The following is a 22,807-nucleotide window of genomic DNA, read 5'->3' as shown; positions in this document are numbered from 1 at the left end:
CCAGATTCGCTCTTAAATTCCTATTTGGCGAAATCTAAAAAATCGCCCAAAAGACAATGACCCCCGTGCTGGCGCACGCGTGCCGTGGCTGTCTAATCGTAAGCTTCCCGCATCCGCAGTAATTCGATAACCTTTAAATTTGTGAAAACTAAGCCCTATCTTTGTATTAACAAGGTTAGTTATAGTTCTGCGACGGCCTAAACAGCCCTTTCGCGGGTAAGCTATAACTACCAAAGCTAAAGCCGTTAAGCCTCAAACGTGGGACTAATCCTCCCGACCTTTGAAATGACTTAATGGCTTTTTTATTCTTCGTCCCAACGTGCACAGTAAATCTTCCCATCCAAAAAATCCAACATCAGACTTCCGACCTCTGACGTCCGACTGCAGCCCCTACATCGGGTGCACAAACCTGATCAAGTTTAAACCGGTAACGCTGTGCGGCATACCAACTTTGTGCGTATGCGTGGCCACAATAAAACCTTCGCGCAGGTCGCCTTTAAAGCCGTCGGGTACGGTATTGCCTTCTTCGGTATAGTATGTTATGCCATCCGGGTCAACGGCAACCACAACGCCGGTATGGCCGGTGGTGGTGCTGTCGCCATCGCCAAATACCACAATGGAGCCTACCATGGGCACGGTGGTGCTGGTGGGCCAAACCGGGTCGGCATGAAAGTTACGCGCCATCTGCTGGCTGTTGAGCGAGTACAGGTGTTTGGCTTTTAGGCCGAGGGCAGGGTTCACTTCGGCGTAAGCTTGTGTCCACACCACAATGGCGGCGGCGGCGCACCATGGGTCGGGCTTAACCCAACCTGTCGCGGCAATTTTGGCGGCGTAGGCCGGGTCTTTAAATCCCTGGTTGGGCTGAATTTCTTCCTGGCCGTTATAGCTCTGCGCTATCCGGGCAATGGTGTCTCCGATGGTCATCTTTTTGTTGTAGGTTTTTAGGGTTAATCAAATAGTATGCACCGGGGAATGCACAGGTTCAATATACAAAATGTTTTGGATATTTCCGTTACAGCAACTTGTCCCAACCGTTTTTCTTTAAAAAGTCGGGCGTCAACAAGTTGAGTATGGCACTGCCAATAACGGGTGTCATTTCTTCTACAATAAGTTGCGCGTTGCTTTGCTTGTCGATGATATTGGTATAACCGCCGTTCAGTTTTTTGTTTGTTACCAAACTATTGATAATAGATTGCGACAACGGGTGCATAGCCGAAGTGCCCATTAAGTAGGCATAACTGGTTACATGCTGAAATACCAATTGGTATAAAAACAGCATCACGTTCTCCAATTCGCCCACAATAAGGGTAAGGGCTTCAAAGAGTTTTTCTATCCATTGCTTGTCCACCGGCAAACTCGCCAGTTTTTCGCGCAGGTTGTCCATAAATTGGTCAATGGTTTCTTCGCTGGCAAAGTCTTTCAGCAGTATATTGATGGCATCAACAATCAACGCGGCTATAGTGCTGTTCACGTTCAGTTTTTTGAGGAGGTCTTCGGCACCTAAATCCACAAAGAGCTGCAATACCGCGGCGGCGGAAGGGTTGGCGGCATCCACAATATTGATTTGCCCGGGCAGGGGTTGTACCTGCGGCATAATCTGGGTATAAAGCCCGCCTTGCGGATAAGGCGCGGTGCCCTGCAGGCTTTGCTCAACTACAAGCGCCACCAACCCCTGGAACAATACCCCTGGTTTTAAAAAGGGATAATACAGGTAAGGCACCTGCTGCACCAAATCGGGCTCCCAGCCATGCGGTACAGGGTCCAACCTGTTCCAGAAACGGATAGTACGTGTACCCATCAGGTTGCTGTGGTGTTCAGAAAACGCCTTGTTGCCCGGCGTAGCCCCTGCTGTCGGCATGGCGGTAACGATAACGCTGCCCGATGGGTTCCATTCGGCTTGCATTTCATCTATATACAGCGCCAACACCGCCGACATGGCACCGCCCAGGCTATGCCCGGTTACCACCAGCTTTACTTTATCCTTTTCGTCCCAAAACCTCGACTTCAAAAAATCGACTATAGTTAAAGGCGCGGCTGCGTTCAACGCATTCCCGTTAAGCGATAGCAAATGGTTTAAGCCAAGGCTTGTCCCGTTCGATACCCTTGGCGCATCGGCCGGAACTTCAACAGCGCTCAGGTCGGGATGCAGCACATCGGCCCAGGGCACCATGGTGCGCACATCAAAATCCTCCACAAACCAGCCATACTTTGAAATGGGGTTGGTAGCCGATGTCGCGATGACGTATTGGTTGTTAACGGCATTATAGGCTACATACAAAGCATTGGATACAATTTGTTTCGTTGGGTCTTTCGGGTCGGCATCGGTACCGTACGAACCAACAACCGGCCCCCAAACCACTTCCCAAACGCCCATCAGGTTTTGTACGTTATCGTTGGTGAGCAGGGCATTGAGCATAGTACTCAGTTCGGCTTGCAGTTGCGCATCCGATGCTTCTTTGTCGCTCACCAGGTTGGCGAACATATTTAACGTAAATACGGTTTGTACAAAGTTGAACGCGGGTTTTTGGCCAATAGTTATCATATAGGTTAAGGTTAAAAGGTTTAGATATAAAATCAATCCAATATAAATATTTTTTTATTATAGATAATAAACTGAGTAATATTTTATTGTTAATTTTTTCCTTTGGATGAACGCAGGCACGATACAGCCATAGTTTTTCCAAGTATTTTTTTTCGGTGTAGCAAATTATGTGGATATTGTATGGAACAAAAAAAAGGAATAAGGAGCAAAGAACAAGGACTAAAAAGCGTGGGATCTTTCCTGCTTTTCCCCCTTGTTATGCATTGGTCATTGATATCGCTGGCTACCTTTAAGCGAGGTGTCTATCTGTTGGGCAACGGACAGCACGACGCGGGGCTGAATTACAGCAGTCTCATAATTTGCACATCCGCATATTTACTCATTTGCACATTATTTTGCACCTTTGCGCTATTATGAGCGAGGAACGATCGTTAAATTTTTTAGAAGAGATAGTTGAAGAGGATATCCGTAACGGAAAAAACGGCGGCAGGGTATTAACCCGTTTCCCGCCCGAGCCGAATGGGTATTTGCATATAGGCCATGCCAAGTCCATTTGTTTAAATTTCGGACTGGCCAAAAAATACAACGGCAAAACCAATTTACGTTTCGACGATACCAATCCCGTTACCGAGGATACCGAATATGTGGAAAGCATTAAAGCCGATGTGCGCTGGTTAGGTTTTGAATGGGCGCAGGAGCTGTATGCGTCGGATTATTTTGACCAGATATACGCCTTCGCCGTCGACCTGATAAAAAAAGGCCTGGCTTATGTAGATGACAGCACCGCCGAAGAAATCGCATCCCAAAAGGGCACACCTACCGAACCGGGTGTGGCGAATGCTTACCGCAGTCGCACTGTTGACGAGAATTTGGCTTTGTTTGCCGAAATGAAAGCGGGCAAATACCCCGATGGTGCAAAAGTATTGCGCGCCAAGGTGGATTTGGCATCGCCAAATATGCTGATGCGCGACCCCATCATGTACCGCATTAAACATGCGCACCACCACCGCACCGGGGATAAGTGGTGCATCTACCCCATGTACGATTTCGCGCACGGGCAAAGCGATTCGATCGAGCAGATCACACATTCTATCTGTACACTGGAGTTTGTGCCCCACCGTGCCATGTACGAGTGGTTTATCGAGAAACTGGGTATATTCCCATCGCAGCAATACGAGTTTGCGCGCTTAAACATGACCTATACCGTAATGAGCAAGCGCAAGCTGCTGCAACTGGTAAACGAAGGCCATGTTGATGGTTGGGACGACCCCCGTATGCCTACGCTGAGTGGTTTCCGCCGCCGTGGTTATACACCGAGCTCCATCCGTGAGTTTTGCGAGCGCATCGGTGTAGCCAAACGCGAAAACATGATAGACCTTAGCCTGCTGGAGTTTTGCATCCGCGAGGAGCTGAACAAAACCGCCTGGCGCCGCATGGGCGTGTTGGACCCGGTGAAGCTTATCATCACCAACTATCCCGAAGGTGCCGAAGAAACACTGCATGGCGAAAACAACCCGGAAGTTGAGGGTGGCGAAGGCGGCAGGGATATTCCTTTCAGTCGCGAGCTGTGGATAGAGCGCGAGGATTTTATGGAGGAAGCGCCGAAGAAGTTCTTCCGCCTTGGGCCGGGTTTAATGGTGCGGTTAAAGAATGCCTATATCATCAAAGGCGAAAGCTGTGTGAAAGATGCTGAGGGTAATATCACCGAAATACATTGTACCTATATCCCCGAATCAAAATCGGGTAACGATACCAGCGGGATTAACGTAAAGGGCACCATCCACTGGGTGAGCGTGCCGCATGCCGCTACTGCCGAAGTGCGCCTGTACGACCGCCTGCTGAAAGTGGAAGACCCAAGCGAAGAAGAAGGTGATTTTAAAGACTATCTGAATCCCGACAGCCTGAAAGTAATTACCGCCTACCTCGAACCTGATATGGCCAAAGCCGAAACGGGCAAGGGCTATCAGTTTATCCGCAAAGGGTATTTCTGTTTGGATAAAACCTCGACTGCCGACAATTTGGTATTTAACCGCACGGTTACTTTGAAGGATGGGTGGGTGAAGAAGTAATTGTCAGCCCCTCCTAAATCCTCCCCAGTAGGGAGGACTTTGAAAAGTCATAAGGTTTTTGTATTTTTGAGTTAAAGCACTTGTAATATGGATGTTGGCGCTGTAAAGCTACATTTGATAGAAGAACTATTAAAAGTTGAAGATACTTCTGTATTAACGGAACTGGAACTGGTATTTGCAAAAAATAGGGACACATCACCCCGTAAAAGTTTTATGGATATTGAAAATTCCATGACTTTAGAAGAGGTGAATGAGTTTGAACGCATTATAGAAGAAGGCTGCGAACAAATAAATCCCGATGACTGGAAGTAGTTGTTTATTAGATACCAGTATCATTATCCACTCTTTTAAAGATACTTCTATCAAAAAACGATTTGATTCATTTGCGGAGATATTTGTTCCTTCGATAGTTGCAGGCGAATTATACTTTGGTGTTTACCGTTCCGCAAATCCAATCAAACGTCTTGCTGAAATGCAGGCATTTCTCGTAAATTGTACGCTACTGACTGTAGACGCTGAAACAGGGAATTGCTATGGAAAGATTAAGACTGACTTGTATGCAAAAGGCAAACCCATCCCTGAAAATGATATTTGGATAGCGGCAGTATCAATTCAACATGATCTACCACTTTTTACCGCTGATAAACATTTTAAGGAAGTGCAGGGTATTGCACTTGTATAATAATTGATAGGTGTTTTCTACTACGGGTTCAACCGGTTAAACACTTCCCTTAATTCTTCGGCGCCAACTTTGGCCCTTACTTCGCTAAAGCCGAAGGTCAGTTCATTTTTGCCATCGGCCAATTGTTCAAATATCGATGCAATAAATTCGCTTACAGGCGGGGCGCTATCGTGTAGCCCCTTGCCGCCAAGGTCGGTATTGAGGGCTGGCGGAATACATTCGATCACCTCGATGCCTTTATCCTTCAACAGGTAGCGGATGGAATGCGTATACGAATGGAAAAACGCCTTGGATGCTGAATACACGGGCACTTTTGCAAAGGGCACAAACGACAGGCCCGAAGTTACGTTGATGATGGTTTTAAGCGCCGGCAACCCCACAAAAAGGGATATCAAATGGATAGGTGCTTCAATATTGGTGGCAATCTCCGTTTTGGCGCGCTCAAAAAAGTCGGCATCGGTAATGTTCATCCAATTTTGTATGCCGGCATTGTTTACCAACACGTTCAGGTCGGAGTGCTCGGCTTCCACCCATTTTAACAGGGCCACGCGCTCAGCTTCAACAGACAAGTCGCACACTTTGATGATGATGCCGGCGTGCTTATCGGCAACCTCTTTTAAAACCGACTCGCGCCTGCCGCAAATGATAACGGTATTGCCTTCTTTTATAAAGCGTTCTGTTAAACCCAGGCCAATGCCGCTGGCACCGCCTGTGATGAGTATTTTATTGTTGGATAGTTGCATGTTGTAAATGGTTAAGGGTAGCTCCTACGGAGCAAATAATGGTTTGTTATTGTTTCTACAAACAGGTAGCCCCTAACGGGGCAGTTTATTTCTTTTCATAAATCAAAGTCCTCCCTACCGTGGAGGATTTAGGAGGGGCTTACCTCCAGGCCTTAAACTGATTGATCAACCCATTGGTCGAACTATCATGGCTGGTCACTTCAGCATCGTTGCGCAGTTCGGGCAGTATCTTGCCGGCCAGTTGCTTGCCCAGTTCAACGCCCCATTGGTCAAAACTGTAGATGTTCCACATAATGCCTTGTACAAATATCTTGTGCTCGTAAATCGCGATAAGCGAACCTAAAGAGCGTGGCGTAATTTTCTTGACCAGGATTGAGTTGGTGGGCCTGTTGCCTTCAAATACTTTGAAGGGGGCTATCTCTTCTATCTCGTGCTCGGTTTTGCCGGAGGCTTTTAGTTCGACGATTACCTCATCTTCTGTCTTGCCGTTCATCAAGGCTTCGGTTTGGGCGAAGAAGTTTGACAGTAACAAGGTATGGTGCTCACCAAGCGGGTTATGGCTTTGGGCGGGTGCTATAAAGTCGCAGGGGATGAGTTTGGTGCCCTGGTGTATCAGTTGGTAAAAAGCATGCTGCCCGTTGGTGCCCGGCTCGCCCCAAATGATGGGCCCGGTTGAATAGTCCACCGTATTGCCGTTGCGGTTAACGTGTTTGCCGTTGCTCTCCATATCGCCTTGCTGAAAGTAGGCGGCAAAGCGGTGCATATATTGGTCGTACGGCAATATGGCCTGGGTTTGGGCATCAAAAAAGTTATTATACCAAATGCCGTTGAGCGCCAGTATCACCGGTATGTTCTGTTCAAACTCGGTATCCTTAAAGTGATTGTCCATGGCATGCGCGCCGGCCAACAGTTCTTTAAAATTATCGAAACCGACGCTCAGGCAGATAGACAAACCAATGGCGCTCCATAGCGAGTAACGGCCGCCAACCCAATCCCAAAAGCCGAACATGTTGTTGGTGTCGATACCGAATGCCGATACCGCTTTGGCATTGGTGGATAGGGCGGCAAAGTGCTTGGCTATATCTGCTTCTTTTGCACCGGCAGCCAGGAACCATTCGCGGGCGCTGTGGGCGTTGGCCATGGTCTCCTGCGTGGTAAAGGTTTTGGATGCGATGAGGAACAAGGTGGTCTCGGGGTCTAGGTTTTTCAATGCTTCAGCGATGTGGGTACCGTCCACGTTAGATACAAAGTGCAGGTTCAACCGCGTTTTGTAAGCCTTGAGGGCTTCGGTAACCATTACGGGGCCAAGGTCGGAGCCGCCGATGCCGATGTTTATCACATCGGTAATGGCTTTGCCGGTATAGCCCGTCCATGTACCGCTGATGACCGCGTTCGAAAACTCTTCCATGTGAGTAAGCACCGCGTTCACATCAGGCATCACATCTTTACCTTCTACATAAATAGGTGTATTGCTTTGGTTGCGTAACGCGATATGCAGTACGGGGCGGCCTTCAGTCATGTTGATCACCTCGCCCGAAAACATGGCCGCTATTGCCTCTTTTAACATACATTCTTTGGCACACTGTACCAAAAGCGCGAGTGTTTCTTCGTCGATGCGGTTTTTTGAATAATCGACTAAAATGTCTTCAAATTGGACCGAAAATTTGCTAAAACGGGCTTTATCGTTTTTAAACAAATCTTTTAAATGTATTTCCGACACTTTATCAAAGTGGTCGGACAGGTAGGTATAAGCTTTGGTTTGGGTAAAATTGATTTTCGGCAACATAATTGATAGTGTTTGTCCAAATTTAGCATTAAGCACAATGCCGCCCTAAATTAATTGAGATTAGTTTAAAAACATGGGTAAGATAGTGTTTATTTAACACCCCTACCTTAGTGTTAGTTTTACACCACTTGAATTAAGATTTTGACAATAAAATGTCAAAATAATTTTGATAATTAAAATAATTATTTAGTATCTTTGAATATTCAATAATAAAAACAAGTGATTATCGTCATTTTCGTAAATTAATATTAAACTCATTAGCAATGTTTGAAAAATTGTTCCAACTCATTAAAGATAACGCAGAAAAAGCGGTTATCAACAATCCAAAGATCGCAGAAAAAAACTTCGAATCGATTGTAACAGAGGCATCAAGTACCATTATCGATGTGATGAAAAGCAATATCGAAAGTGGCCGTTTAAAAGACTTGGTTGCCTTCTTCCAACTAAAAGGAATTTACAACAACCCTTTAGTGAACAGCATGGTAAACAAGTTTGCCAATCGCCTCAACAAATACTACGACCTTACACCTAACGTGTCATATAAATTCGCCGAAGAACTGATACCGGCGGTAATGATACAATTGGTACAACAAAGCAAAAACGAGAAAATAAAAGAGTTTAACCTCGGCACGATGTTCTCGCAACTTACCGGCAACCGTACCGACCTGAGCGGCTTGGTAAACGGCATGATGCTGGCATCGTAAAGAACAAGTAAAATTGCTAAATGATATAGTGGCCTGTCGGTGTAAAAACCGATGGGCCATATTTTTTTAATAAAGTTAACAGACGGATTTCCGCTTTTTGATCCTCTGTTTAAAAAAAAGGTCGTTACGCGCCAAAATTTAAATTTTCACATCAACATTTACTCATCAGCGCATTCGCACATTTCCTCATCCGCACATTTGCTAATTCGCACATTTCCTCATTTTTTACTATGTTTGCCACATGACTAAAGAGCAATTGCAGGATTTAAGGGATAGAACAGTTTCCCTGAGGAGGCATCTTTGACATCGACAAGAAGCTTGACGAATTACACACCGAAGAAGCCATAACCATGGCACCCGACTTTTGGGACAACCCCAAAAGCGCCGAAAAAGTACTGGCATCCATCAAAAACAAAAAACAGTGGACCGACGCCTACCAACAATTGGAAACCGTTGTGGAGGATACCGAGGTTACCTTTGAGTTTTACCAAAGCGGCGATGCTACTGCCGAAGAAATGGACGAGCAGTACGACCATGCCCTAAAAATTACCGAAGACCTGGAGTTTAAAAACATGCTTTCGGCCGAAGAGGACCAACTGAGCGCCGTTATACAAATAACTGCCGGGGCCGGTGGCACCGAAAGCTGCGACTGGGCCAGCATGCTGATGCGCATGTACGTAATGTGGTCGCAAAAGCATGGCTATAAAATTACCGAACAGGATTTCCAGGAAGGCGATGTGGCGGGCGTAAAAACAGTTACCCTGCAATTTGATGGCGACTTTAGCTACGGCTACCTAAAAGGCGAAAACGGGGTGCACCGCTTAGTGCGCATATCGCCGTTTGATGCCAATGCCAAAAGGCATACCTCATTCGCGTCGGTATACGTGTACCCGCTGGTTGACGATACCATCGAGATATACGTTAACCCTGCCGATATCGAGTTTGATACCTTCCGCTCGGGAGGCGCTGGTGGGCAAAACGTGAACAAGGTGGAAACCGCCGTGCGTTTGCACCATAAGCCATCGGGCATCATCATCAAAAACCAGGAATCGCGCTCACAATTACAAAACAAGGAGAACGCCATCCGTTTATTGAAATCCCAATTGTACGAGATTGAAATGCGCAAGCGCATGGAGATAACCAACGAGATTGAAGGCAACAAAAAGAAGATAGAATGGGGTTCGCAAATACGTAACTATGTACTGCACCCGTATAAACTGGTAAAAGACATCCGCACCAATTACGAAACCTCAAACGCGCAGGCTGTGTTGGACGGCGACCTTGACGAGTTCTTGAAAGCTTTCCTGATGGAGTTTGGCAGTACCACAAAATAAACTAAAGAACGCATGCTTTTGCCGCTTGCCGGCAATACTGTATATTTAGCCAATATGAACAAAGGCCGCTTGGAAGCTTTTAGCGACGGTGTTATCGCCATCATCATCACCATTATGGTGTTGGAGCTGCACGTACCCAAAACCGATACCCTGGCCGACCTCGTTTCCTTGTGGCCCATATTTTTAACATACCTGCTCAGCTTTGTGTACGTAGGCATTTACTGGAACAATCACCACCATACCATGCAGGTGGTTAAATCGGTAAACGGAACCATCCTTTGGGCCAACCTGCACCTGTTGTTTTGGTTATCCGTCATCCCCTTTGTAACCGAATGGATGGGCCAAAGCCACTTTACCAAATGGCCGGTAGTAGTATATGGCTGCGTACTCATCATGAACGCTATCGCGTACAGCATATTGGTATTCGCCCTTATCAGGCATCATGGCAAAGACTCCTTACTGGCCAAAGCCATCGGCGACGACCGCAAAGGCAAGTTATCGTTGGTGATTTATTCAGTAGCCATAGCGGTATCCTTCTTTTGCTCCTGGGTGGGTTTTTCGCTCTACATTGTTGTGGCCTGCATCTGGTTTATACCCGACAGGCGCATCGAACGCAAAGTAGTGCACGAAGAACACTAATAAGCTATCCCTGCCTGTTCAAATCGCGCTGCAGTATATCCAGCAACTCGTTCAGTTCGGCTACTTTTTCCATCGAACCCAATTTATCGTACGAACTGATGAGGTTGCGCAATACCCGTTTAATGATTTCCACATTAGAGCAGGGCTCATAATAGTTAATATCCGGCGTTAGGTTCAACTGCTTTAAAAACTGGTCAACATCCCTTTTTCCAAATACCAGGCCCTTGTTAAAAGGATTGATATAAAACAGCACCCCGTTATCTATTTCGCTGCGGCGCGATTCATCGACATAAGCCAGTATAAAATACTGGGGCAGGTTAACACCGTAAATGGGGATATCAAGTTTTTGAGCAATGATGGAGTAGATAATGGCCAGCGACACCTGGTTGCCTTTATGCGTTTCGATAACCTGGCTCAGGTAACTGTTTTGCGGGTCCTGATGGTTGGTGGTATTGCCGTTAAAACCATAGATGTTGTAAAATATATGGTTAATAAGCTTCACCTGGTCGCTGGGGCTGGCCTCATACATCATCTGCAGCCAGATGTCGCGCTTTATCGATTCGAGATAGTTCACAATCTTCTGGTCGTCCAAATCCGGGTATTGGTATTTGTTGATGATAAGCGCGCCATGCAACAAATCGAACGCGCCGCTATGGTACCAAAGCTCTAATTCCTTTTTAAGGGTACCAAATTGTATCTCGTGCACCAGGTTGGCAATACGTTCCTGCTGTATGGCATCAAAGGCTTCGCCAAAGGCATTTTCCAGATATTCTATCACATCCGTACCATACGATATCAGCTTATCGTGCACATGGCCAAATATCTCGGCGTCAGGGTCGTCAAGCAAGCGTATCAGCGATGTTATTTCCTTGGGGTCCATCATTGTAATTATACTAAAATACCAAGCTTTATCAATTATTGCAAGCTTTAACTACTTTTGCTGCGATGAAACTGCGCCTGGCCTTTCCTTACCTATTGCACCGCTTCACCTCAAAAAACCGGCACGGCCTGCATTCGCCGTTCGTTTACAAGCTGTTAGACGAAGTTATTTACGACCGCTCTCCAAAAAAAGCCTACGCCAACCTTAAAAACATCACTAAAATTTTACCTGCCGATGGCAACCGCAAAAATAGCCTCAGGGTTAACCAATTGCTGTACCGCTTGGTTCAATTCCTCCAACCGGCTAACCTCGGCATAGCAACCAACGTCAACAACGTTACCGTCCAATACCTGCAACTCGCTGCGCCAAAAGCCCGGCTCATCAACTGCGACCAAACACCCAACCCACCGGGCGCCCCTCCTTGTTTTGTGTGGGATGCCCATAGCGTCGTTATCCACGCCGAAACCCTGCAGCCAAACACCGTCATCATCCTCACCAATATCCATATCGATGCCGCCGCTAACATAACCTGGCAATTGCTCAAAGCCAACCCCAATACAACCGTCTCTATCGACCTGTTTTGGATTGGCCTCGCCTTTAACCGCCCGGGCCAGGTGAAAGAACATTTTAAGCTGCGTTTTTAATAAATATGCAAATGAGTAAATGTGCGTATGTGCAAATTCCTAATCCGCTTGTTTTTTTCTTGCGCTCGTTTGCAACGAGCGCTTAACATGGTCTTGCGTTTGCAACGCCCTTACCAAATCATCTGCCTTTTACTCCCTCTCCTTTGGAGAGGGCCGGGGTGAGGCGAAGGACACCCCTGCTGCAACACCCACACTCAAAAAGGCATAACTGTCCTGAAAGCCGCTGTTGTAAATATCCTGTCCGCGGTAGCCGCCACCCAGCATCAAAGCCACGTTTTGCATAAACGGTAGCTGATAATAATAGTAAGCATCAATATTCAACCTTTTTTGGTAATCGCTAACACCATAGTTATTGTACGTGTCCAAAATGTACATAAAGTCTATCTGCAAGCGCATCCAGTTGCTCATCATTGTTTTTTGCGGGTCGATGGCATCGCGGTGTTGGCGTTGCAGGTTGTACATCCAGCTACCGTTAACACGCACAAAGCCATAATTGTCTTTCAGCCCTTCCGAGTACCCGGTACCAAACAAGCCCGAATGCAGCTCAAGGCCCAAACTTTCATACCTGTCGGCGGCCAGGCTGCCCATATCGGTATGCTTGCCGCGCGTGTACGTCAGCGTATAAAAGTTGGTGGTAAACTTACCGCTGTCGGTATTAAAGCTGCCATCCGGGTTTAAACTCGGGCCCCGTATCCCGTTCGAGTGGTGCGAGTAAGCCAGGGACAAAAACGAAGGCCGGTCATAATCGCGGTTAAGCCTGAAGTAAAGCGTACCGCCCGGCATATAGCTGGGCGCTTTAACCGGCGCGCCACGGGTATTCAACAGGCGCAGCATTACGCGCGGATTAAATATAAACCCAAAGCGCGAGTTTGGTGTATTAAACAAAACAAAGTTCCCCGCCAAATCAGCAACCAAACTGGTGGGCACCGGATGGCCATACTCGTTGCCAAAGGTGGATAGCCGCGCCGTTTGCAGGTAAGCATCGTCAAACTTTTGGTTGATGACGCGCGTCGCCTTCGCCCTGTCGGCCATGGTATCGGTTGGCAACACCGTTTGCGCTCCCGCCTCAAGCCCAAAAAACAACAAGCAGCAAATAATAAAATGTTTTAGCATAATGGATGTTATGAGTTCATATACGCTTAAAACCCTGCTTCGGTTTGATTATCATTTTGGCCTATTTGTGCCTGGATGTCAGTACGTGATTCTCTCCAAAAATTGAAGGGCTAAAAGTAGGAGTTATTTTAAAGTGCGAATATTTGAGGGCACTTACAAAAAACAAATCTTCAAATGGGTGTATTTTAAATGTTCATTATATTTGAGTGTAAAACAATCTCAATTCAAAATATCCCACTTAAAATTGAATGAAAAATGACCATTAAAGCATGTGTGCCGGTTATCCCGAGCCTCGACCTCAATAAAAGCCTGCGTTTTTGGGTAGACGGGCTTGGCTTTACCGCCGACCAAAAGATGGAACAGGAAGGGCGGCTTGTAGGCTGCATGGTGCATAACGAACAGTTGTATTTTTGGCTCAACCAACGCGCCGGCGACCCCATACCCGAGGCGTACAACGGCATAGGGCTCTATTGGACACCCGCCAACCTTGCCAAAACAAGGGAGCATTTAAAGCAATTAGGCTTTGCGGTATCCGAAACAGAGGAAAGAGACTATGGCCAAACCGAGTTCTTTTTGACAGACGATGACGGCTACTCACATTGTTTCGGGGTTGCAACGAAGGCATAACTTTTATTCACCAAATAAATCGATCTCTTGCGCTCGTTTGTAACGAGCGCTTAACATGGTATCGCGTTTGAAACGCCCTACTTGGCTCATCATAGCGATGGGTTTGAAACCCATCGCTATCCTTATTTTTTCAAAACGTATTCTCCCCAAAAGTCGGTTTGATTATCAATAATATCGGCAGCCGCGGCCCCTTTGCCTGCCATAGATGTTGGTATACTAACTACAGCTATGACATTACTACCAGCCGGATAGATGGTAATATCGTCTCGAGTACTAAATAATCCATTCAATTTTATGTTGTAGTAAAACAGATGATTTTGCGCGAAGGACGGTAAATATTTAAGAGGGATCGATAATTCATAATTTAATGATTTGAATTTATCAAAACGCATCGCTGCATTTATCCCCAAATCGTTATAGACTGATAAAATGGAATCCTCTATCGTTTTAACGCCGGTAATACTTATTTCTTTTGCACTACCAATCAACCGATGGTTCATTGAAAATATTAGCGAGTCAGCCTTTTTCATAAATTCCTTTTCGTTTCGTGCGGCCATCCGTAAATTCAAAGACATAGCAATAGCATCTCTAACCGAGTCTGCCAAAAATGGGAACGCAATTGAAACGCGGTCTTTATCGTTTTTTTTACGCACGCTGCATAAGTATAATGTTATCCCTCCGCCGATTATTTTTTTTATGATTACATCATCCTTGGCCTGAACTACTAAGTACAAATTTTTGTCATCATTCGCCACGGTATAAAATATATCCGTGTTATGATTATATGCCTGAAATTCACCCCATTCATTCACATTCCCGTCAATTTTTACGTCAATTGGTGCGCGAAGATTATGTTTTTGAATATCAGGTAGTTTTTGTGCACTGCTTTGAATTGGAAATAAAACCAATAACATATAAAAACGCAGCTTATTTGGCAGGTTCACAATTAATTTTGTCATGATTTAGGTTTTAAACAACTATAATTAAACAAATGCACCCGCAACAAAGTTGTAATTAGTCCGCTTATGTCAAAACCAAGTTCAACACCACAAAAATCCGAAATCGAAAATTCCTGTCTGCCGACAGGCAGGCGAAATCCGAAATCAACCCACCATGAACTATGATCCATGAACTATAAGCCGTCTTCCATCTTACTTCTTCCATCTTCCATCCTAACAAACTCATACCCCATCTTATTCCAATACTCCAAAGCCCGGGGCAAAACATACTCCAACCGCGGGAAAGCCTTCAAACTATCATGAAAAACCACCACCGAACCATTTTCCGTGGCCGATAAAACATTCTTCAGGCATTGCTCTGGTTTCAGGCCAATATCAAAATCGCCACTTAGCACATCCCACATCACAATTTTAAGGTCGTTGTCGGCAGCTGCCCGCAATGCTTTTATTTGCTCGCGCTTTATGCGCCCGTGCGGCGGCCTAAACAGCGGACTGTGCAGCAATTCATCGCATTTTTTAAAGTTTTCTGTATACGTTTGGGTATCCGTGCTCCAGCCGCGCAGGTGGTTAAAAGTATGGTTGCCAATGGCGTGCCCGGCAGCTTTTACCTGCTCAAATAGCTTGGGATGCTTCTGCACATTATCGCCAATGCAAAAAAATGTAGCTTTGGCATTATAGCGTTTTAAAATTTTTAACACAAAGGGTGTAACAATGGGTATAGGGCCATCGTCAAAGCTGAGATAAATGCGCCGCCGGTCCCTGTCGAAATTCCATATCAAACCCGGGTAAAGCTTTTTTAGGAGTAGCGGGGTCTTTATCAGGTACATTGGTCAACAAAAATCAAATGTAGGTTTAAAATTAGCAAATAATAAATTACATTCAGGCAATATAATGCCGGGTGCTAAAAACAGAACATGAAAACAGGTATACCAAACATACTTCAAGCCAAAAACGCCACCAGGTTGCTTTTTGTTTGTTTATTGCTGATAGCTGCTACGGCATTCAAAAGCAATGCGCAAACAGTTATCACTTTACAAAAAGCGGTACAGCTTACGCTGGATAACAACCTGCAGATTAAACAAGCGCAGTTTAACGAAGCCATTGATGGCGAAAACCTAAAACAGGCCAAATACAACCGCCTGCCAAACCTAACCGGCAATCCGCAGGCTTCGTATAATTTTGGCCGCAGCGTCGATCCATCAACCAACCAATTTGTTAACCAAACCATTTTTGGGTTGAGCGGCAGTATTACTTCGCAGGTGCTCCTTTTTCAGGGAGGTTTGTTGCGCAACCAGATATTGGAGAGTAAGCTTACGCTCGATGTGGACAAAAGCAACATCGCCAAAGTAAAAAACGACCTTACGCTAAGCGTAATCACGGGCTTTTTACAAGTATTGTCCAACCAGGATTTGGTAAAAGCCTCGCAACAACAAATTGATATTGCCAACATCACTTTGGATAGGGCACAAAAGAATTTCGACGTAGGCAACAGCACCCTTGCCGACCTGTCGCAGGCCAAAGCCACCCTTTCAACCGCGCAGTTAAATTTGGTAACCGCCCAAAACCAGTTGGATATTTCCATCCTCACCTTAAAGCAATTTATGGAAATGGACCCCGCTACCGAAATCACTATTGAAAGGCCCGACATCAGTAAGCTTACCGACGTTAGAACACAATACGACGCGTTGACCGTTTTTAACAGCGCCTTAAGCGTTAACCCCGATGTGCACCTGGCCGAACTGCAAAAAGAAGCTGCCCAGCAAAACATAGCCGTAGCAAAAAGCAATTATTACCCGAGTTTGGCGCTGTTTGGTTCAATTGGTTCCAACTACTCTAACGACCGTAAATTGGTTACCGCCGTACCAACCGGTTTGTTCGATAATATCGGCACCGTAAGCGGGACCAACACACCCGTTGTAACACCCGATTTTAGGGAGGTGTTTAATCCCTATCCCTTCGCCCAACAATTTAGCGACAACTTTAACCAGGCCATCGGCTTATCTTTACAGATACCCATCTTCGGCAGGTTTTCGGCCCGCACCAATGTGCGCAAAGCCAAAATAAATTACCAATTGGCGCAGGTAACCGAACAGTTGGCCAAAAACACCCTGAGCAAAACCATCGCGCAGGCTGTGCTCGACTTACGTGCCGCCGATAAAAAGTACGCTTCATCCATACAAACCTTTCAATCAAACAAAGATGCCTATAACGTAACGCAGCAACGCTACGCCGTAGGTTTGGTCAACTCGTTAGATTATAATACATCGCTCATTAATATGAACAAGTCGGAATTTGATATGATTGAGGCCCGTTACGAACTCATCTTCCGCAGTAAAGTGATAGATTATTATCTGGGCAACCCGATAACGTTGTAATTTGAAGTGTTAAAAACAAAAATAAATTCGAAATTGAAAATCCGAAATCCGAAATAAAATAATCATGGGAAAAACTACAAAATATATACTGATCATACTGGGCATACTGATCGTGGTGATCGTTGTTTTAAAACTAACCGCAAAACCCGACCTTACCCAGGTAGCTACCGAAAAAGCAGCCACCCGCAGCATTGTCGAAACAGTTTCGGCAAGCGGTAAAATAAAACCCGAAGTTGAGGTAAAGATCAGCTCCGAAGTATCGGGCGAAATTGTGGAATTGCCCATCAAAGAGGGCGATGTGGTAAAAAAAGGCCAGTTGCTTTGTAAGGTGCGCCCCGATATTTTAAAATCCGGATTCGATCGCGCCGTTGCGTCCTACAATACCCAAAAAGCCAGCGTAGGCAATGCATCGCAAATGTATGCTCAGGCGCAGGCCAATTTCGAAAACTCGCAAGCCAAATACAACCGTAACAAAGAGCTTTTCGATAAAAAAGTACTTACCGCAGCCGAGTTTGACGCGTCAAAAGCAGATTATCAATCGGCAAAAGCCGCCCTCGAAGCAGCCCACCAAAACGTTATCGGCTCAAACTATGGTTTGACACAATCCGAAGCATCAGTTAAAGAAGCACAACAAAACCTCGATAAAACCACCATTTACTCACCGGTTGACGGGGTCGTATCAAAACTATCGGTCGAAAAAGGTGAGCGCGTGTTGGGTACCGTGCAAAACGTGGGTACCGAGATCATGACCATATCCGACCTGAGCACTTTAGATGTAAATGTGGATGTGAACGAAAACGATATCAACCGCGTTGCCATGGGCGATTCGGCCAAAATACAGGTAGATGCCTTCCTTGGTAAAACCTTTATGGGCGTTGTACGCGAAATTGGCAGCTCGGCCAATGTGGTAGGTACCAGTGCCGACCAGGTAACCAACTTTACCGTTAAAGTACGCATAGTGCCCGAGTCGTATGCCCGCCTCATCAAAAAAGACGATAAAAATCCTGTACCTTTTAAACCCGGCTTGTCGGCAACGGTTGATATTCAAACCAACCAAACCAACGCGCTGTCGGTACCTATCCAATCGGTTACCACCCGTGTAGACAAGAAAGATGATACCGGTCCTAAAAAGTCCGATGATAATGCTGCCGCCAAAATCGGTGCCGATGTAGTGAAGGAATTTGTATTTGTTTACCAAAAGAATGGTACCGTTAAACAAATGGCAGTTACCACAGGTATACAAAACGATAGCTATATCCAGGTACTCACCGGCCTAAAAGGTGGCGAGGAAGTGGTTTCAGGCCCTTATTCGGCCATATCAAAAACGCTGAACGATAAGATGGCGGTGGAAAAAGTAGACAAGTCGAAACTGTTTGCAACCGATGATACCAAGAAATAGCTGATATCTGCTTAATAATTGTTTATTTTGTCCTGCTGTTTTGAGCTAACCAATCTCACAACAGCAGGACAATTTATTTAATGGATATTACAGGCAGAAAAAAGATCACCGTAGTAGGTGGCGGCAGTTGGGCCACGGCAAACATCAAAATGCTGAGCGACAACACCGTGGAGAAGGAAATTTACTGGTGGATGCGCAACGCCGAGGCTGTTGAACACATCCAGCAATACAAGCATAACCCCAATTATCTCAGTTCGGTGGAGGTAAGCATACCGGCCAACCACGTTTCCACCAACCTCAAGGACCTGATTGTCAAAGGCGATTTTATATTGCTCAATGTCCCCGCGGCCTTTTTAAAACACGCTTTCGCGGATATTACCCCGGCCGACCTGAAGGGTAAAAAAATCATCTCGGCCATCAAAGGCATCGTGCCGGATGAGAACCAGATCATCGGCGATTTCATGCACCAGCACTACGGCATCCCTTTCGAGGATTTTGTGGTAATGAGCGGCCCATGCCACGCCGAGGAAGTGGCACTCGAAAAACTTTCCTACCTCACCATCGCCTCGCGCGATGCCGACCTTGCTGCCTGCTTTGCCCGCATGATACAAACCCGCTACATCAAAACCAACGAAAGCGACGATATTTACGGCACCGAATATGCCGCCGTGCTCAAAAACATCTACGCGGTTGCCAGCGGCATTTGCCATGGCGTAGGCTATGGCGATAACTTCCAGGCGGTGCTGATATCCAACGCCATCCGCGAGATAAAGAATTTTGTGGACACGGTACACCCTATCGAGCGCGACATCAAAGAATCGGCCTATTTAGGTGATCTGTTAGTTACGGCCTACTCGCAGTTTAGCCGCAACCGCACCTTTGGTAATATGATAGGTAAGGGCTACACGGTAAAATCGGCCCAGTTGGAAATGAACATGGTTGCCGAAGGCTATTATGCAGTAAATTGCCTACACGAGGTCAATAAAACATACAAGGTAAACATGCCCATATGCAGGGCAGTTTATGCCATTTTATACCAAAAACGCTCACCAGCCCTCGAAATGCAACATTTGGCCGAACAATTGAGTTAGCCTAACCGCTAATACTTAATTAGAGGCTCAGTGATGAAAAATTTTGCTTTGATAGGGATACACCTGGGTGCTGCAGTATTATTGCTCAGCGTGGCTTGCAGCAGCCCTGTTACCGGGAAATTAAAAGGTGAGTGGCACTCCACCGATGGCGCTACAATCCTCAAAATAACCAACAAACAATTCACGCTCGACAGCGACTCGCCCTTGCCCGAAGATTACTTTATGAAACAGGACACTATTTACACCTCTTTTGAAGGCAATCTGCCCTACTCAAAATTCGTGGTAAAACAGGTTGACGAGCATCAACTCCAACTCGAATACCCAGACTCGGCTTTGGTGGTGTTTAGTAAGTAAAAAAAAGCCCCGGTTTTCACCGAGGCTTCAAAACTAAAACTAATGCTCCGTTTACCGGAGCTTAAACTAACAACTAAAACCTTCTGCGGCGTTCGCCGGTGCCACCGCCCTGGCGGTCTTCGCGGCGTTTTCCCGAAAAATCGCGGAAACCACCACCCGAACCTGATCCCGAATTGCCATTATAGCCGCCACCGCTTGAGCGTTCGCGGTTAAAACCACCTTCGCGCCTGTTGCCGCCGCCGCTGTAACCGCCTTCACGGCGTTTAAAGTCGCCGCCTTCGCGCCTTTCGCTGGTGCCTTCGCCGCTTACTTCAATGCGTACCGGGCGTCCGTTAAATTCGGCGCCTTTAAAGCCTTCAAATACCTTGGCCGATTCTTCGTTTGGTACTTCAAAAAACGAGAACACCCCTTTCAAGTCTATCTTACCTACAATGCGGCCGCTAATTTTAGCAGTGTTGCAAATGTAGTTCAACAGGTCGCCGCGACTAAAGTCGTCAACCGAACCTAAATTGATAAACAAACGGGTATATTCCGATTTGCCGCCTGCGGGGCGCGGGGCGCGTTCACCGCGTTCTCCTCTTTCGCCACGATCATCGCGTAAGCGATCATCTGCCGGTGCGTTCAAATCAGGGGCATTTTTATAATATTCTAAAAAGCGGTTAAACTCGATAGATGCAAAACGTTTGATGATATCTTCCTTGCTCAGCTCCTTAAACTCGTCCATAATGCGCGGCAGGTACTGGTCAATTTGCTGCTCGTTCACTTCCACGTTGTGTACTTTGTGAACTATCGAGAACAATTGTTTTTCGCAAACGTCAAAACCGTTAGGTATTTCGCCTTTGGTGAATTTCTTGCCAATAACGCGTTCTATCATGCGTATTTTTCCTAACTCTTTGCTGTTGATGATGGCGATAGATACCCCTGTTTTACCGGCACGTGCGGTACGGCCGCTACGGTGGGTATAATTTTCTATCTCATCGGGCAAGGAGTAGTTGATCACGTGGGTAACGTCGTTCACGTCGATACCACGTGCGGCAACATCGGTAGCAATTAACAATTGCAGGCTGCGCTCGCGGTAACGTTTCATTACCTTGTCGCGTTGTTGTTGGCTCAAGTCGCCGTGCAATGCATCGGCATTATAACCATCCTTAATTAAGGCCTCGGCAATTTCCTGGGTCTCAATTTTGGTACGACAGAATACGATACCAAAGATATCGGGATTGAAATCCACAATACGTTTAAAGGCGGCGTATTTATCGCGTGCACGAACGATATAATATTCGTGTTCGATGTTTACGTTACCGGTGTTCTTCTCGCCCATGGTAAGCTCAAATGGCTCATTCATGTATTTTTTGGCGATACGACGTACTTCGGTAGGCATGGTGGCCGAGAACAGCCATGTTTTTTTGTCTTCGGGGGTAGTTGATAAGATACTGTCGATGTCTTCCTGGAAGCCCATGTTGAGCATTTCGTCAGCCTCGTCCAACACCACAAACTGCACTTCCGAAAAGTTAATAGCTTTACGGTTGATAATGTCGAGCATACGGCCCGGTGTGGCAACTACAATTTGTACGCCGCGTTTAATTTGGCGTAACTGGTCAGAAATGTTTGCTCCGCCATATACAGCAACAACGTGTACGTTGGGCATGTTTTTAGCGTAGTTCTTAATGTCGTTGGTGATCTGTAAACACAGTTCACGTGTAGGGCATAGGATGAGTGCCTGAGGATGATTTTCTTCAAAATCGAGCAATTCCAGTAGTGGCAATCCGAAGGCTGCGGTTTTTCCGGTCCCTGTTTGGGCTAATCCGACAAAATCGTTGCTGCCTGTCAATAAAGCCGGTATGGCTTGCTCCTGGATCGGTGTAGGATTTTCGAACCCTAACTCAGAGATGGCATTAACAATATCATGACGGATTCCCAGTTGAATAAATGGGTTCATGAATTATTTTAAAAAACGTACTTAGCGATATTGCTAAATCGGCTGCAAAGGTACGCTTATTTAATTACAAAAGCAACGGGCAGCTAACTTATTGAAATTAAAGCAATTTGATGACAAAGGGCGGGCATTGTGCTTTGATAAAAATGAATTATATTTGATATAAATTGAAAGTTATGGATATACAGGCTGAAAAACTTCATTTAATTAAATGGCTTGCCGACATAAATGAACCGTCAGTTATTAAGCTGTTTGTTGATTTGAAAAAAGAACAGGAAGCTGATTGGTGGGATACCATCAGTGTTGATGAAAGAGCAGATATTGAAGAAGGCCTAAGTCAGGCAGACCGAGGAGAGTTGATCCCACACGATGAAGTTATGGCAAAATATGATAAACGGCGTTCGAAATAATCTGGACAACAAAGGCTGTAAAAGGCTTTGAGAACATAATTAATTACCTGGAAGAAAATTGGACTGAAAGGGAAATCAAGAATTTCATTAAAGAAACAGAGGAAGTATTAGCTTTACTTAAAGAGCATCCCGAAATGTTTCAAAAATCAGTTAAGCATAAAACACTTCACCGTGGGTTATTGAATAGATTGACCATATTAACCTATCGTATTAATACCCGAAAACAACAAATTCAGTTGATTAATATCAGAGGGGCCAGGCAGAAACCGTTGTAGAAAAACTTGGCTTATTTTTCAATACCCCTCAAAAAGTCTGAAAGTGATTGCGACTTCTTCCCTGATTTTTTTGCCTCGAAAATCTCCTCAAATCCCTTACGAATCGACGTCATTATTTGGTCGTTCGAATAAACCCGGCCTGCCTCAGAATCAGCAATAGCTCTTTCAATAGAAGCATTTATAGCTATCTTATCTTCATCACTATATTTGGTATTTCTCATCAGATGGTACTTGCCTAATTCAAT

General features: G+C 45.7%; 24 protein-coding genes. 14 read left to right on the top strand and 10 right to left on the bottom strand.

The genetic code is table 11. The features are described from left to right. Positions 1 to 390: 390 nt before the first annotated feature. A complete protein-coding gene (locus QZX97_RS15405) occupies positions 391 to 924 on the bottom strand; it encodes a CHAP domain-containing protein (protein ID WP_295652790.1) in 534 nt (177 codons plus the stop codon). Between the two features lie 88 nt (positions 925 to 1,012). Beyond that, entirely contained in the window at positions 1,013 to 2,542 is a 1,530-nt protein-coding gene (locus tag QZX97_RS15400) for a hypothetical protein (RefSeq protein ID WP_295652787.1), read from the bottom strand. 413 nt (positions 2,543 to 2,955) lie between these two features. Here QZX97_RS15400 and QZX97_RS15395 point away from each other — a divergent pair, with 413 nt between their 5' ends. The 3 genes from QZX97_RS15395 (at position 2,956) to QZX97_RS15385 (ending at position 5,293) form a co-directional block, all read left to right on the top strand. Continuing rightward, on the top strand, positions 2,956 to 4,611 hold the full coding sequence (locus QZX97_RS15395) for a glutamine--tRNA ligase/YqeY domain fusion protein (RefSeq protein ID WP_295652784.1): 1,656 nt from the start codon (positions 2,956 to 2,958) through the stop codon (positions 4,609 to 4,611). A gap of 87 nt (positions 4,612 to 4,698) precedes the next feature. Then, positions 4,699 to 4,923, top strand: coding sequence for a hypothetical protein (locus QZX97_RS15390; RefSeq protein ID WP_295652781.1), 225 nt, complete (start codon positions 4,699 to 4,701; stop codon positions 4,921 to 4,923). Next, positions 4,910 to 5,293, top strand: coding sequence for a type II toxin-antitoxin system VapC family toxin (locus tag QZX97_RS15385; RefSeq protein ID WP_295652778.1), 384 nt, complete (start codon positions 4,910 to 4,912; stop codon positions 5,291 to 5,293). The genes QZX97_RS15390 and QZX97_RS15385 overlap by 14 nt, the downstream gene beginning before the upstream one ends. Before the next feature lie 20 nt (positions 5,294 to 5,313). On the opposite strand, the gene QZX97_RS15380 is transcribed toward QZX97_RS15385, so the two are convergent. After that, on the bottom strand, positions 5,314 to 6,036 hold the full coding sequence (locus QZX97_RS15380; protein WP_295652776.1) for an SDR family NAD(P)-dependent oxidoreductase: 723 nt from the start codon (positions 6,034 to 6,036) through the stop codon (positions 5,314 to 5,316). Between the two features lie 139 nt (positions 6,037 to 6,175). Then, on the bottom strand, positions 6,176 to 7,822 hold the full coding sequence (pgi, locus tag QZX97_RS15375) for a glucose-6-phosphate isomerase (protein WP_295652773.1): 1,647 nt from the start codon (positions 7,820 to 7,822) through the stop codon (positions 6,176 to 6,178). Positions 7,823 to 8,085: 263 nt separating this feature from the next. On the opposite strand from pgi, the gene QZX97_RS15370 reads away from it, so the two are divergent. From QZX97_RS15370 to QZX97_RS15360, 3 genes are all read left to right on the top strand, one after another. After that, a complete protein-coding gene (locus QZX97_RS15370) occupies positions 8,086 to 8,526 on the top strand; it encodes a hypothetical protein (RefSeq protein ID WP_295652770.1) in 441 nt (146 codons plus the stop codon). 241 nt (positions 8,527 to 8,767) lie between these two features. Beyond that, positions 8,768 to 9,860, top strand: a protein-coding gene (prfB, locus tag QZX97_RS15365) for a peptide chain release factor 2 (protein ID WP_295652767.1) whose coding sequence is annotated in 2 segments (ribosomal slippage) — positions 8,768 to 8,827 and positions 8,829 to 9,860 — 1,092 coding nt in all. Because the reading frame shifts where the segments join, the coding sequence is not laid out codon by codon here. Positions 9,861 to 9,872: 12 nt separating this feature from the next. Further along, the gene (locus QZX97_RS15360; RefSeq protein ID WP_295652764.1) at positions 9,873 to 10,499 is read left to right on the top strand and encodes a TMEM175 family protein; all 627 of its coding nucleotides are present in this window, start codon (positions 9,873 to 9,875) and stop codon (positions 10,497 to 10,499) included. 4 nt (positions 10,500 to 10,503) lie between these two features. On the opposite strand, the gene QZX97_RS15355 is transcribed toward QZX97_RS15360, so the two are convergent. Next, the gene (locus tag QZX97_RS15355; RefSeq protein WP_295652762.1) at positions 10,504 to 11,382 is read right to left on the bottom strand and encodes a transglutaminase-like domain-containing protein; all 879 of its coding nucleotides are present in this window, start codon (positions 11,380 to 11,382) and stop codon (positions 10,504 to 10,506) included. 62 nt (positions 11,383 to 11,444) lie between these two features. On the opposite strand from QZX97_RS15355, the gene QZX97_RS15350 reads away from it, so the two are divergent. Continuing rightward, positions 11,445 to 12,023: a hypothetical protein gene (locus QZX97_RS15350; protein WP_295652759.1), complete on the top strand. Its 579-nt coding sequence runs from the start codon at positions 11,445 to 11,447 to the stop codon at positions 12,021 to 12,023. Positions 12,024 to 12,152: 129 nt separating this feature from the next. Here the strand turns inward: QZX97_RS15350 and QZX97_RS15345 are convergent, their stop codons facing one another. Beyond that, a complete protein-coding gene (locus tag QZX97_RS15345; protein ID WP_295652757.1) occupies positions 12,153 to 13,136 on the bottom strand; it encodes a hypothetical protein in 984 nt (327 codons plus the stop codon). Between the two features lie 255 nt (positions 13,137 to 13,391). Here QZX97_RS15345 and QZX97_RS15340 point away from each other — a divergent pair, with 255 nt between their 5' ends. Next, the gene (locus QZX97_RS15340; protein WP_295652755.1) at positions 13,392 to 13,763 is read left to right on the top strand and encodes a VOC family protein; all 372 of its coding nucleotides are present in this window, start codon (positions 13,392 to 13,394) and stop codon (positions 13,761 to 13,763) included. Positions 13,764 to 13,885: 122 nt separating this feature from the next. On the opposite strand, the gene QZX97_RS15335 is transcribed toward QZX97_RS15340, so the two are convergent. Continuing rightward, the gene (locus QZX97_RS15335; RefSeq protein WP_295652753.1) at positions 13,886 to 14,722 is read right to left on the bottom strand and encodes a hypothetical protein; all 837 of its coding nucleotides are present in this window, start codon (positions 14,720 to 14,722) and stop codon (positions 13,886 to 13,888) included. Between the two features lie 173 nt (positions 14,723 to 14,895). Continuing rightward, entirely contained in the window at positions 14,896 to 15,549 is a 654-nt protein-coding gene (locus QZX97_RS15330) for a polysaccharide deacetylase family protein (protein ID WP_295664765.1), read from the bottom strand. An 87-nt stretch (positions 15,550 to 15,636) separates the two neighbouring features. Between QZX97_RS15330 and QZX97_RS15325 the strand changes: the two genes are divergently transcribed. From QZX97_RS15325 to QZX97_RS15310, 4 genes are all read left to right on the top strand, one after another. After that, positions 15,637 to 17,097, top strand: a complete 1,461-nt coding sequence (locus QZX97_RS15325) for a TolC family protein (protein WP_295652748.1) — start codon at positions 15,637 to 15,639, stop codon at positions 17,095 to 17,097. 64 nt (positions 17,098 to 17,161) lie between these two features. Continuing rightward, positions 17,162 to 18,496: an efflux RND transporter periplasmic adaptor subunit gene (locus QZX97_RS15320; RefSeq protein WP_295652746.1), complete on the top strand. Its 1,335-nt coding sequence runs from the start codon at positions 17,162 to 17,164 to the stop codon at positions 18,494 to 18,496. An 80-nt stretch (positions 18,497 to 18,576) separates the two neighbouring features. After that, complete coding sequence (locus tag QZX97_RS15315) at positions 18,577 to 19,587, top strand: NAD(P)H-dependent glycerol-3-phosphate dehydrogenase (protein WP_295652744.1); 1,011 nt, start codon at positions 18,577 to 18,579, stop codon at positions 19,585 to 19,587. 33 nt (positions 19,588 to 19,620) lie between these two features. Continuing rightward, positions 19,621 to 19,941: a hypothetical protein gene (locus QZX97_RS15310; protein ID WP_295652741.1), complete on the top strand. Its 321-nt coding sequence runs from the start codon at positions 19,621 to 19,623 to the stop codon at positions 19,939 to 19,941. Positions 19,942 to 20,014: 73 nt separating this feature from the next. Here the strand turns inward: QZX97_RS15310 and QZX97_RS15305 are convergent, their stop codons facing one another. Beyond that, positions 20,015 to 21,880, bottom strand: a complete 1,866-nt coding sequence (locus tag QZX97_RS15305; protein ID WP_295652739.1) for a DEAD/DEAH box helicase — start codon at positions 21,878 to 21,880, stop codon at positions 20,015 to 20,017. A gap of 173 nt (positions 21,881 to 22,053) precedes the next feature. Here QZX97_RS15305 and QZX97_RS15300 point away from each other — a divergent pair, with 173 nt between their 5' ends. Together QZX97_RS15300 and QZX97_RS19120 are read left to right on the top strand one after the other, a co-directional pair. After that, positions 22,054 to 22,287: a hypothetical protein gene (locus tag QZX97_RS15300; protein ID WP_295652737.1), complete on the top strand. Its 234-nt coding sequence runs from the start codon at positions 22,054 to 22,056 to the stop codon at positions 22,285 to 22,287. Continuing rightward, a complete protein-coding gene (locus QZX97_RS19120; RefSeq protein ID WP_363152667.1) occupies positions 22,284 to 22,562 on the top strand; it encodes a type II toxin-antitoxin system RelE/ParE family toxin in 279 nt (92 codons plus the stop codon). The genes QZX97_RS15300 and QZX97_RS19120 overlap by 4 nt, the downstream gene beginning before the upstream one ends. Before the next feature lie 11 nt (positions 22,563 to 22,573). Here QZX97_RS19120 and QZX97_RS15295 read toward each other — a convergent pair whose 3' ends face one another. Next, positions 22,574 to 22,783: a hypothetical protein gene (locus tag QZX97_RS15295; protein ID WP_295652735.1), complete on the bottom strand. Its 210-nt coding sequence runs from the start codon at positions 22,781 to 22,783 to the stop codon at positions 22,574 to 22,576. Positions 22,784 to 22,807: the final 24 nt, after the last annotated feature.

Origin of the sequence: uncultured Mucilaginibacter sp. (assembly GCF_903893715.1) — a bacterium.
Taxonomy (GTDB): domain Bacteria; phylum Bacteroidota; class Bacteroidia; order Sphingobacteriales; family Sphingobacteriaceae; genus Mucilaginibacter.
This window is presented reverse-complemented; position numbering and strand designations above follow the sequence as displayed.